7 protein-coding genes are annotated in these 12532 nt (G+C 54.2%); 1 reads left to right on the top strand and 6 read right to left on the bottom strand.

The annotated features are described in order from the left end of the window. Positions 1 to 338: 338 nt before the first annotated feature. The 5 genes from Poly59_RS03090 to Poly59_RS03075 form a co-directional block, all read right to left on the bottom strand. Positions 339 to 1028, bottom strand: a complete 690-nt coding sequence (locus Poly59_RS03090; RefSeq protein WP_146532578.1) for an alpha/beta hydrolase — start codon at positions 1026 to 1028, stop codon at positions 339 to 341. 251 nt (positions 1029 to 1279) lie between these two features. Next, positions 1280 to 1429 carry a hypothetical protein gene (locus tag Poly59_RS29220; RefSeq protein WP_186775988.1) on the bottom strand — a complete coding sequence of 50 codons (150 nt, stop codon included), beginning with the start codon at positions 1427 to 1429 and terminating at the stop codon, positions 1280 to 1282. Between the two features lie 358 nt (positions 1430 to 1787). Next, positions 1788 to 2147 carry a hypothetical protein gene (locus Poly59_RS03085; protein WP_186775987.1) on the bottom strand — a complete coding sequence of 120 codons (360 nt, stop codon included), beginning with the start codon at positions 2145 to 2147 and terminating at the stop codon, positions 1788 to 1790. A 47-nt stretch (positions 2148 to 2194) separates the two neighbouring features. Next, positions 2195 to 2743 (bottom strand): PH domain-containing protein, encoded by a 549-nt coding sequence (locus Poly59_RS03080; protein ID WP_146532576.1) that lies wholly within the window; start codon positions 2741 to 2743, stop codon positions 2195 to 2197. A 56-nt stretch (positions 2744 to 2799) separates the two neighbouring features. Next, entirely contained in the window at positions 2800 to 3585 is a 786-nt protein-coding gene (locus tag Poly59_RS03075; RefSeq protein WP_146533225.1) for a phosphatidylinositol-specific phospholipase C/glycerophosphodiester phosphodiesterase family protein, read from the bottom strand. Positions 3586 to 3840: 255 nt separating this feature from the next. Here Poly59_RS03075 and Poly59_RS03070 point away from each other — a divergent pair, with 255 nt between their 5' ends. Then, complete coding sequence (locus Poly59_RS03070; protein ID WP_146532575.1) at positions 3841 to 9879, top strand: alpha-2-macroglobulin family protein; 6039 nt, start codon at positions 3841 to 3843, stop codon at positions 9877 to 9879. Positions 9880 to 9897: 18 nt separating this feature from the next. Here the strand turns inward: Poly59_RS03070 and Poly59_RS03065 are convergent, their stop codons facing one another. Then, positions 9898 to 12438, bottom strand: a complete 2541-nt coding sequence (locus Poly59_RS03065) for a serine/threonine protein kinase (RefSeq protein ID WP_146532574.1) — start codon at positions 12436 to 12438, stop codon at positions 9898 to 9900. Positions 12439 to 12532 lie beyond the last annotated feature (94 nt).

Genomic DNA, 12532 nt, shown 5'->3' with positions numbered 1-12532 from the left:
CACCGTCTAACGAACCGTGTGGACGCTCACCATCGCGGAAGTATCGCTACCGGCCAGATCGTCCCATTCCACCGGACCAACTCCGTTGTGATCTTCGGCTTAGGAGGCGATGATGCAAGTGACGCCCCATTCGTAGTAGGCGGACTTGATGCCAAGCCGCAAATTGACGACGGTCCAAGCAAAACCCGCGATGACAACAATCCCAAGCACAATTCCAAGCTGAGTCTCTTGTGTTTTTTATTATTTGATCGACATGGTTCAGTGCACCGATGGCGGGCAATGAAATTGAGAACAGACACTCGGAGGCATCGGTTGGTTTGTTTTGTGTGATTTGGATCTTATTGCTTGATCTCGACGTCTCTGCTGTAAGACCAATCGTTGTGACCGCCTGAAAATCGTATCAAGCGAGCACTGGGAATTTGATCGGCCAACGTTTTGGCATGTTCAATGGGAATGATCTTGTCGCCGATGGCGCCGAAAATATCGACCGGTCCAGCGTAATTCCTCAGTGCCGCCGCATTGTCCCAGTTGTCGAGCAGTAGCGGACGTACGGGAAGAAAGTAGAACCGCTTCGAGGCCACGCTTAGCAGCGAATCAAAGGGAACCACCAAGACGATTTTGTCTGGCGGAGTCTCTTGTCTTGCAAGTGAGCAAGCAGGCCCACTGCCAATCGATTCGCCGAGGACACAGATCGGTGTGTTGGGATATCGCGACCGTAAAATGCGATATGCCTCGGCTGTCGCCTGGTTGAATGATTCAAGGCAAGGTTTCCCATCACGCGCGCCGTACCCTGGATATTCAACGACGTAAAAAGAGTCTTGGTCCGACATTCGGCTGAGAGCGTAGTCTCGATCGGCAGCCTGGCCCGCGTTTCCATGCGTCATCAACCAAATGGTGCGCGCGTCGTCGACTTCGCGGCAATAGCCGATCGTGCGATCAGCGTCTGTCCATGGGGTTAAACGCGTGGCCACATCGAGATGTGATGGAAAGAAGATCAGCGACCGTTGGTAAAAAAAGACAACCGTCACGATTGCGATGTACGGAGCAATTGCAATGGCAAATAACCGTAGGGCGCGCTTTGTTATCGACCGAGTCAAAATGGAAAGTGCCTTGCTATACGGTTGAAGTCACCGAGGGCAGCCTAAGGACGAGCTTGGCCGCTCGGTGTCAGTTTACTCTTTGGTGCCAAGGCTTTGCCATTCCCACCACCAAACGTAAGTTGGCGAGTCTGCCCGAGATTCCTGGGTTTCGCCAGATTGGTTGGCTATCTGTCGGTTGGCTAAGCCAAGTACTTCATGGTGATTCCGACGCACCACACCGTGATAACCGGAATCAGCGTCAACGCACTCCACCAGTCGATCGTTTCTCGCTTTAAAAGGGCAGGAACAACTGTGGCAACGAGCAGACACATCGAAATACCAATCGCCACGACTGGCGGCAACTTCGTCTAGAAATGCAATGTGTGCGTATCCAACAATCAGCAGTGCAAAGACTAGGAAACCCGTCCACGCGAATCGCCTGCGAACACCTTGACGCTTCGTCTTGTGCAAGACTCAAACCAGCACGGGCAAGCCAACAACGTATCCGGCATCCACGGCGAATCGGTGTACCAGATGCCTATGATGTACCCCTGTTTGTCAATCGTTCCCGGGGCACGATCAGTCCAAAGTCGAATGTTTTCACGTCGTCGCTGTCGACTTAAAGCTTCGATATCTTTAGCAAGATTCAATACAGGAGATTCCACTCTCGTTCGTTCGATTTACTCGTTCGCTTTTCTAGTCGCCGCGTCAGAGGATGACGCCGAGTTTTGCGAGCACCAGGAACAGGCCAACGGATGCTGCGGTGCCAAGGTTGACGATCGTTGCAGTCCTCGTTTTTCTCATCCAGTAGAGCAGTGCCGAGCATCCCCAGCCGACGCTAAAAGTGAGTATCGCGGCTGCGGCTGTCATACCCTTGGTAAGTTCGGGGGTCCAGTATCGCTGGCGAGCGCTCATCTCCAATGTTTCAGCAATGATCATCATGGCAAGCGTCGAGCATGCGATCCCAAGCCCACTCGCAAGCAGCAATAACCATGTCGATCGACTGCCTTGAGGTGTCGCGGTGCCATCGCTGGAGTGTGGTGGCTTGTACGGATTCAACTCAGCCAATCAGTTGCAAAAAGAGAGGAGACCGGAGCCTTTTGTTCGCTGCGTTGCTATCGGTCGTGTTTTTGTTGTAGCGTCGATTCGATACGAAGCAGCGAGTCGCGGATTTCCGCGAGCAACGAATTTGCATCACTCGGATCCTGACTCACTGCCTCGAGAGCTGGACGAGACGAGCGAGACGAAACCGTATCTCGTTGGTTCAAGACAGCTTCGCGAAACTGTTTTGCATCGACGATACCTGTCAGCGAGACCAAGGAACCTTGTCCGGATTGGCCTGCCGTTTCGACCGTAAGTGTGTGGAGGTCGAACAGACGCATGATCGGTCCTTGGACCATTCCCATGTCCGTGATTTTTTCAAGCGGGATCGTTTTCTCGACTCGGACAAGGATGCCTTTTTTGACCTTCAGTGCTTTGTCGGTCAGCACGCATTCCATCTTGTCCAAGTAGCGTTTCGTAACCACCAACCCAATCGGGAACCAGAGCAACAGAAGGGGAATTCCAACAATGGTCGCAATCATCGCAACGGCCCCAGAAAGCAACCAATAGGTACAAACCTTCGGGTTGAACTGAGCCGTTCGGATGCTGTTTTCTTCGCTCATCGTCTGTGGTCTTTCCCATTTTTCTCGATGGTGTATCGGATTAGTGCGAGGGCGAATCACTCTTTCAGTGTCTTGCTAAGCCCATCCAGATTGTCCGTGTTGATCAGGTCAACGCCAGCTTCTTGCAACGCTTTCCAGCTGGTCGGGTTGTCGGGAATCGCCCAGAACCGAAGGATGCGGCCTTTCGCGTGAGCTTGTTTGACAATCGTGTCAAGCTTTTGCTTTTCTTCGGTCGTCATTTCCCCTTTGCCTTGCCATTTGAAATGGCTGCCCCAGCGATCACTGATCATTGGCATCAAGTAGACCGGCATATCGCTGTCCAAGTCGGATAGCCGCCCATCCAGTCCAGCAAAACGTTCCATGTCAGCCTCGACGGTTGCGAACGGCCGGTCGCCACTGATGACGACATTCACGGCTTTCTCTGTTCGCTCGCCGCCTTTGGTGACGGAAAACACATCCGGATACTCGCCGAGCAGATTGTCTAACGCGTGGTAGGTGGCTGTGCCCTCATTTTTGAAGTCAATCAATAGGGTGATGACTGGGCCACCTCGGTAAACACGTCCACCGTTTTGTTTCACTCTTTCGCTTAGTGGATCAAGGTAGAGTTTTTTTAGCGTCCTCGACTTTGCCAATTCCGCTCGCGAGTGAGCTACCAGCAACTCGCCGTCGACCAGGAAGATGTCCGCCTCGACACTACAGAATCCGTGGTCGAGAGCGTCCAACAGTGGTCGCTCGTGCAGGTAGTCGTTGTGTGCGTGAGCTTGCTTGAGCGGCACGACACTGGGTGCTGTCTCGGCAGCCCCGACGGGATTCAGTTCAGTACAGCCAAGTAGGGTGATCATGGCAGCAGCACAGTAAAGCCAGTTGGAAAAGGCTGTCTCGGAAAATTGCAGCGAGCGATGGGACTGCACTGATTTGATTGGGAGTGTCATGTCGTTCTCGGTAACCTTGCCAATCACGGTGTGGTGGTGAAAGGCTTTCAGTAAAATTGTAATTTAGTGGCCTGCCCCGGTGTAACTGTGAAGCACTCGGGGGACAATGCAAGTAGAAGTTCACTGGCTTGCTCAAAGGATTCTACTGTGATTGGTCATCGGCGCGTGCGTGTTCTTGTTTCTTCGATCGTTGGATTGATGGTCGCGTTGATGTGGCTATCAATCGGGCGTGTTTCACTTGCTCAGGAGACGGCTGACGTGCCATGGAAATCCGTTGATGCTGCGATCGAAAAAGGCTTGCCCAAGACGGCAGTTGAGCAATTGGTACCAATTCTTCGCGATGCGCAAGCCAACAAGAAGTATGACGTTGCAATCAAAGCGGTGTGCTGGAAAGTGGCACTCGAGGCCGAGATTCAGGGCGGTTTGCCGGAAGAACGAATCAAGCGTCTGAGGGCCGAGATTGATCAAGTGCCCGAACCGATGAAGCCCGTGATGGAAGCGGTGCTAGCGAATTGGTATTGGCATTACTTTCAACAGAACCGTTGGCGTTTTTTGCAGCGAACGCAAACCAGCGATTCTGCGATGGAAACTGTGGGCGAGGATTTTACGACATGGGATTTGCCTCGCATTTTGAACAAAATTCGCGAGCAATTTCAAGTCGCTCTGTCTTCGGATTCGCTATTGAAGTCGACTTCGGTAGCCGACTATCGCGGATTGCTTGATGGGACCGAGTCTGCAACCGAGCTGCGTCCGACGCTCTACGATGTGATTGCTCACAATGCAATCGAATTTTACGCATCGGGGGAACAAGCAGGTGCAGCGAAAAAAGACTCGTTCGAAATCTCGAGCGAGTCGCCGATCTTTGGCGATGCTAATGCATTCATAGCTTGGTTGCCGGAAACCACCGATGACGAGTCGTTGACGCTCAATGCGGTGAAGTTGTTCCAGTCATTGCTGCAGTTTCACCAGGGCGATTCTGATCGGTCGGCATTCTTCGATGCCGACTTTCTGCGGTTGAAGTTTGGCGAGAACTTTGCCTTTGGCGATTCCAAACGCGAGCGATTTCAAGTATCGCTACGGCGCTGCGCTAGTGAGTGTGGGGTTAGCCCGATCGCGGCCCGGGTGCTGCACCGGTTAGCGGAGTCGCTTCGGGAAGCGGGCGATTTGGTCCAGGCTCATTCGATCGCGGCAGATGGCCTAAGTCGTTTTCCTGATTCGGTTGGCGGCCGAGCTTGTTACAACCTGATTCAGTCGATCGAAGCGCCTTCGTCAAGCGCGGTCACCGAGCGAGTTTGGAATTGGTCAAATCAAACGACGAGCGATGTTGACGACAATCCTGTTGTCGAGGTTCGTTATCGAAACGTTACGCAAGTCCATTTTCGTTTGGTTGAGTTCGACTTTCGTGATTTTGCAAACAGTAGTCGATGGCGGGTCGAACAGATCGAGACTGGTAAGCGATCTGAGTTGTTGGCGAAGCCACCCGTCGCGTCATGGTCGGTCGATCTGCCGGTGACCGATGACTATCAAGAGCATGTTGAGACTCTTTCGCCGCCGAAAATTGATAAGCCGGGTTCGTACTATTTGATCGTCAGTCACGATGCGAACTTTGGCCTAGAGCAAAATCAGCTTTCGATTTGCGAAGTTTGGGTCAGCGATCTGTCGATCGTGGTTCGCAACCACGGGGGCGAGAGTTTGCTTGACGGGTTCGTGCTAGATGCTCGATCAGGCGAACCGATCGTCGGTGCCAAGGTCGAGGGGTGGGCGATGGAGCAGAATACGCAGCGCCGCGGCCCGATGACTGCCGTGCGGACCGACGCGAATGGGATGTTCCGTTTCACGGGGCGAAACCAGCGGCAGATTGTTTTGCACGCGTCTCATAAAGATCAGACTTTGTCCACTGAAAGCTCCTATCACTTGTATGCACCGAGGAAACAAAACACGACGGTTCGTCAGACGATTTTCTTCACCGATCGCTCGATCTATCGACCTGGTCAAACGATTCAGTTCAAGGGCATTTGTTTACTGTCGGATCCAACGAGCAATCGCTACGAAACGATGTCGCGAGAGAACGTCGCGGTGGTGTTTTCGGATCCAAACGGTAAAGCGATTGAATCGCTGAATCTGCGGACGAACGACTATGGCAGTTTCACTGCGAGCGTTACCGCACCTCGTGATCGGTTGATGGGGCGGATGACTTTGGCGGTCCAAGGAGTGCCATCGGGGCAGACTGCGGTCACGGTCGAAGAATACAAGCGACCCAAGTTTCAGGTCGAACTTGCCTCACCCAAGGCGGACGTCAAGCTAGGTGGCAGCGTTGTCGTGGCAGGCGAAGCAACTGCTTACACCGGTGCTGCGATCGATGGGGCAAGTGTGTCGTGGCGAGTCGTTCGAAGTGTCCGATATCCGGTGTGGTGGCTGAGGTCATGTTGGTGGATGCCCCCGGTTCAAGGTGCCAGCCAAGAAATTGATCATGGCATTACGACGACAGACGGCTTGGGTCGATTTGAAGTTCCGTTCGTCGCGAAACCGGACCTGTCAGTTGCCGAAGACTCGCAGCCGTCGTTTGACTACATGGTCTATGCCGACGTGACTGATCCTAGCGGCGAAACTCGTTCGGATCAGCGCTCGGTTCGTGTCGGATACACATCGCTTTCGGCGTCGATGACGACCGACGATTGGTTGACGGATGAGTCGCCGACCGAGATCGCGATTCGTACTGAATCACTTGACGGCCAAGCACGCGCTGCCAGTGGGACGTTGAAAGTTTATCGGTTGAAATCGCCAGCCAAGGTGTCGCGGCCGCGTTTGTTTCAGCAGTATCGTCGCCCTGAATTCGCTGGGCCGAGCGATGGTGAAAAGCCGGATCCCGATTGGACGAACCCTGATTCATGGCCGCTGGATGATGTTGTTTCGCAGCAGGAATTTGCCACTGACGGTTCCGGTTCGGTCGACGTTAGCGTTGATCTGACGGCGGGACTCTATCGTGCGGTTTTGGAAACGACCGATATGTCCGGCAAGGCGGTTCGTGCGGAATTGCCCATTCGTGTGCTTGATCCGGATGCCAAAAAGTTGGAACTGAAGGTGCCGTTTTTGTTAACGGCAGAGAAAAATTCAGTTGAGCCTGGTCAAAGTTACTCGGTCATTTGGGGCAGTGGCTATCCATCGGCTCGTGCGTTCATCGAGATCGGACATCGTGGAAAGATCGATCAAAGTTTTTGGACGGACGCGAATTCGACTCAAGTTGAAATTCGGCAGCCGGTTAAGGAATCGATGCGTGGCGGATTCACGGTTCGCGTAACGATGGTTCGCGAAAACAGGGCGCATCTTGAACAACGAACGGTCGAGGTGCCATGGTCGAACAAGAACCTAACGGTGCGGTGGGAACACTTTGTTTCGAAACTGAAACCCGGCGCGAAAGAGACATGGACGGCCGTGGTCGAGGGCCCTGACGCCAAACTGGTTGCTGCCGAGATGGTGGCAACGCTTTATGACGCGTCGCTGGATGCGTTTCTGCCGCATCAATGGCTGGATCGCTTCAATGTGTTCCGTCGGGAATACACGCAAGTGTCGCCGTCGTTCGCCAATACGCCAAAGTACTTGCAAGCGATCTTCAACGGTTGGCGAGTTGATCATCAAGACGAGTCATTGGTCTACCCAAGGTTGCCGGATCAGTTGGCTCGGCCCATGTTCGGCGGCCGATTTGCTCGTGGCCAGATGATGCGAAAGGGAGCGATGGGGCTGGGAGTCATGGACGATGCGATGGCCGCGCCGATGGCATCGTCAATGATGATGGACGGTGCCAACGAATCCGCCGCGTTCGCGGCTGCGCCGGCTGGTGCCGCATCGGGTGAAGATTCGCCGCCCGCGGCGGACGCGGTTGCGAAGGCCGACTTTGACAACGTTTCGGTTCGCACGAACTTGAACGAAACGGCGTTCTTCTTTCCCCAATTGATTGCCGGGACGGATGGTTCGGTGCGGATGGAGTTCACGATGCCAGAGGCTCTGACGAAGTGGAAGTTTATGAGCTTTTCGCATGATTCTGATCTTCGCAGCGGATCGCTTGCTGACACCGTCGTCACGGCTAAGGACTTGATGGTGGTTCCCAACCCGCCCCGTTTTGTTCGCGAGGGCGATGAAATCGAGTTTACGGTCAAGGTGGTCAATCAATCGCCGACCCGCCAAGCCGGATCGCTCCGCTTGACGTTTGCTGATGCTCGCACAGGCAATTCCGTTGACGACAAACTGTCAAACGTGGATGTCGATAAACCGTTCGAAATCCCGGCTGGTCAGTCACAAACCGTTGCCTGGCGGATCAAGGTTGCCGACGGGCTTGGCGTTTTGACTTTCAAAGCCATTGGATCGACGGGGCGACTGTCGGATGGTGAAGAAGGGTACCTGCCGGTGCTGTCGCGGCGAGTCTTGGTGACCGAGTCGATCACGCTGCCAATTCGAGGGAAACAATCGAAGTCATTCGAGTTTGAAAAGCTGATGAAGTCAGGTACGTCGGATTCGATTGGGCATCAATCGGTGACGGCGCAAATGGTGTCGAATCCGTCATGGTACGCCGTGATGGCGCTGCCGTACTTGATGGAATATCCCCACCAGTGCAGCGAGCAGACGTTCAACCGCTTGTACGCCAATGCGGTCGCACGGCATATCGCCAGCAGTGATCCCAAGATCCAACGGGTCTTTGAGCAGTGGCGAGCGACACCGGCACTGGATAGCCCACTGGCGCAAAACGAAGACCTGAAGTCGATCTTGCTTGCGGAAACACCATGGGTACGGCAATCGGATTCCGAAAGTCAGGCTCGCCGTAACGTCGGAATCTTGTTTGATGCCAATCGGCTGGATAACGAGATGTCGCGAGCAATGATGCAGTTGTCGGATCTTCAGCGTGAAGACGGCATGTGGTCGTGGTTCCCCGGTGGCGGGGCAAACGAGTACATCACCTTGTACATCGCGACCGGATTCGGCCGGATGCGTCATCTCGGTATCGATGTTGATGTTTCAATCGCTGTGAAATCGCTTGATCGGCTGGATGCGTGGATGACCCAGCGATACGACAAAATTATGGCATCCGATCGTTCAAAGGATCATTTGTCATCGACGATTGCACTGTATCTGTACGGGCGCAGTTTCTTCATCAAGGAACATCCGATCGCCCCCCAGCACCAGATCGCATTCGATTATTGGATGTCGCAAGCCCAAACGTTCTGGTTAGGTCTTGCTAGTCGGCAATCGCAAGCTCACGTCGCCGTCGCGATGAAGCGACTGGGACAAACCGCAGCGGCCGAAGGGGTTATGAAGTCGATCAAAGAGCGATCGGTTAGTAGCGACGAGATGGGAATGTTCTGGCGAGACACTGAGAATGGTTGGTGGTGGCACGCAGCGCCGATCGAGACGCAAGCGATGATGATCGAAGCGTTTGACGAAGTGATGGACGATGCCAAGGCAGTCGAAGACTGCAAAGTGTGGCTCTTGAAACAGAAACAAACTCAGAATTGGACGACGACCAAGGCAACCGCAGACGCCGTGTATTCGTTGCTGCTTCGTGGCAGCGACACGCTCGCATCCGATTCGCTGGTCACACTTTCGATGGGCGGCAAAACAGTAAAGCCGTCTGCTGTCGAAGCTGGAACTGGATTTTATGAACAACGATTTGTCGGGCCACAGGTATCGCCAGAGTTAGGCGAAATTACCGTGACGAAGGTCGATGATGGTGTCGCGTGGGGCAGTGTTCATTGGCAGTATTTCGAAGACATTGCCAAAGTGACGCCGCACGCGGGCACACCGCTGAAGTTGACCAAACAGCTTTACGTCAAAAAGAACACGAATGACGGGCCGACCTTGGTCGCAGTCGATGGCCCAGTCGGCGTGGGCGACGAGCTGGTTGTGCGAATCGTGCTGCAATCGGATCGTGATATGGAATACCTGCACTTGAAGGACTATCGCGGCAGCGGCACCGAACCGGTCAACGTGTTATCGCGATACAAGTTTCAGGACGGTCTTGGGTACTATGAATCAACTCGAGACACTGCCAGTCACTTCTTTATCGATTACCTGCCCAAGGGAATGTACGTGTTCGAATATTCAACGCGAGTCCAGTTGCGAGGCGAATATCAAACCGGGTTCGCAAACATCCAGTGCATGTACGCGCCGGAGTTCGACACACACAGCGAGAGTTTGCCAATTGTGGTGAAGTGATTCTCCGTTTTGCAACATTCAAAACATTCCGCCGCCACCGGGCGCTGGTTTCGTTGGGTTTGTGAACGTATCGCTCGTGGGATCGAGCGATGGTGTTTCGCGGAAGAGTGCTTGAACGCGTGGTTCAAGTTTTTCCAACGTGCTGACGATGACCTTGGTCATTTCATCGTCGATGCCGGCGCGTATCCGCTCGAGGTAGGGCTGCGATCTGATCACCGAATGCAATTCTTTTATCAGAATGTCGGGGCGGGTTGTTTGGGCGGCAATCGTGGGAAGAGTTTCAATCCACAGTGACTCGTTCTGGTGAATGGTCGTCGCCGGATCCGGCTTGGCGTATTCCCACCCCGGTCCAACCGCGGTATGCAGAAACAGTACCGCTTCATCGGCGAAAGCCTCTGGATCTTGTTCTAGATTCCGGACGAACCAATCGTTGCGCTGAACTTGATCGTGCGAATCAAAATCCAGCGACATTCTCGCTTCCAGGATCGTTGGCAACGTGATTCCCAAGCGATGTGCAGCGACGAATTGATCCAAACTGATCACGTTGGTATTTGGGAAATCGGCGAACTCATCGAGCCACGGTTCGTTCAATCGATCTTTTAGAATGCGAAATTCGCGTGACTTAGCGATCCCATCACGAATGTCCTCGCGCAGGCCGGGTTCATCTTCGAGTGGCAGGTTCGTCGAAATCGCGATCTTCAGACTGATCTCTTTCGCGTATTGAAGGCTCATATCGGAGAGTTGGTCACTGCTGACAATGGAGCAGAGAGTTTGGTGAAGCTTGAGTGCTGTGTCACGGTTTTCGGGGTTCGCCGCCCACTCGCCGTACTTGAAACGCGTGATCGACCACAAACATGCCGATCGGCTTTGTTCGTTGCCATTGGAAAGTTCGCGGGTGATCGCCGCGATGCCTGGGTCGGGCATGATCCGGCCAACGTTAGCGTTGAACTGAGTCATGTACCACTGCGATGGATCCGATGTGTCACCACTTGAACTCCATCCACCGAATCGTCGGGCAGAAACCAGGATCGCTTCGGCTGCATCAACGTCGTCCGCATCAGCCAAACTGACGACAGCGTTGATGGCGTCGCCAAGCGTGTCGACGTCACGTTCGATCACCAACAGTTCAGTCCAGTACGAAAGCGGTTTTCCCTTGAACAGTTTCTCAGGTGCAGTCAGTAGATTGGAATCGAGTTCGGCCACTTGAACGTTGACGCTCGAGTCTTCGGTTTCGATGCGGACGGTTGATCGTCCAGATTCAATCGTGATGATCACGGTGGCTAGAATCGCAGCGGCCCCGGCGCCAGCGGCAAGCCATCGCAGCCAATGACGCTGGCGAGGCGGATCACTGGATAGGGATGGAGCTAGCGAGGGCAGGGACTGCGTCAACATCGGATCGGGATCGGCAGCTCCTATGGCCTTGTTGATGATCGATTTGAGTGACGAAGTCGGCGCAAAGGTTTGCAATCGATCGGCGACTTCGCTGGCCGAATTCGGCCGCTGGTTCGGGTCACGCTGCAACAGGTCAGCGACCAAGTCAGCAAGTTCGACCGGAACATCCGCACGGATTTCTCGGATGGGTTTGGCTGGACGCGTTGACTTTTCCAAAACCAGTGGCGCGATACCACGCTGCCAATCGTGGGCGGTTTGTCCGCTAATTAATTGAAACAGCGTAGCACCGACACCATACAAATCGGCCCGTCCGTCGACAGCTTCACTATCGGTCAACTGTTCGGGGGCAGCGAAAGCAAGAGTTCCGATCACGTGGCCCACCGTTGTCAATCGCATGTCGGCGATTGGCTTGCTTTGATCGAGGACCAATCCCAGATCCAAGAGCTTTACGTCGCCACCGCACGTCAACATGATGTTGGATGGTTTGATGTCACGGTGAACCAAACCTGCGTCGTGAACGGCGGAAAGAGCCGAGCAGACGTCTCGCATGATCGCGCAAGCCGGTGCGATATCTATGGGCCCGATCCGGCGGATGATCGCAGACAAATCCAGGCCGTCCAGGTACTCCATCACCAAATAGTGCCAACCTTGTTGGTCGCCGGCGTCGGTCGCGGTCACGATGCCGGGATGCGATAGAGCCGCGACCGCTTGTGTTTCGCGTTCGAATCGGTTGACCCACACCGAATCGAAGCCGCGTCCGCGGGGCAGCAATTTGATCGCGCACGTTTTCTTTAGCCGCTGATGCTGAGCCAAATAGACGGCCCCCATGCCACCTCGACCGAGTGGCCGGATCAGCCGGTACGGTCCCAATGTTTCGATGGGCGGCATGACGCTGTCAAGTCGCATGACGGGTGACCCGGCGGCGTGAAAGATTGCCGCTTGGCAGTCCGGTTCGGCCACGACTGGATCGGGTTCCGGAACGTTGCTGCGGGACAGGATGGCACCGAATGAATCGTCGCTGGCGGGCGAATTGATTTGGTTTTGGCAACGATCGCAGGCTTCGATATGTCCTAGCAGTTGCTCAAATCGATCGGCCGGAACTCGGCCAAATCCAAAGTCAACGAGTTCTTGATCGGACGGATGTTCCAGGCTTGCAGTGGCAATCATGTCTTGGTCTCCGGCAATGGTGAAAACGAATTCTGTCTATCAAGTCCTTCGAGAACGATTGGACACACCAGCGGAATTATTTCGGTATTTACAT

The organism is Rubripirellula reticaptiva (genome assembly GCF_007860175.1).
Taxonomy (GTDB): domain Bacteria; phylum Planctomycetota; class Planctomycetia; order Pirellulales; family Pirellulaceae; genus Rubripirellula; species Rubripirellula reticaptiva.
Note: the sequence above shows the minus strand (reverse complement) of the source record. Positions and strands in the feature narration are given on the sequence as shown.

Bases quoted from the DNA above. Each gene is read 5' to 3' on its own strand.
- Poly59_RS03080 (WP_146532576.1), bottom strand. From the start codon at position 2,743: ATGAGCGAAGAAAACAGCATCCGAACGGCTCAGTTCAACCCGAAGGTT.
- Poly59_RS03075 (WP_146533225.1), bottom strand. From the start codon at position 3,585: ATGATCACCCTACTTGGCTGTACTGAACTGAATCCCGTCGGGGCTGCC.
- Poly59_RS03065 (WP_146532574.1), bottom strand. From the start codon at position 12,438: ATGATTGCCACTGCAAGCCTGGAACATCCGTCCGATCAAGAACTCGTT.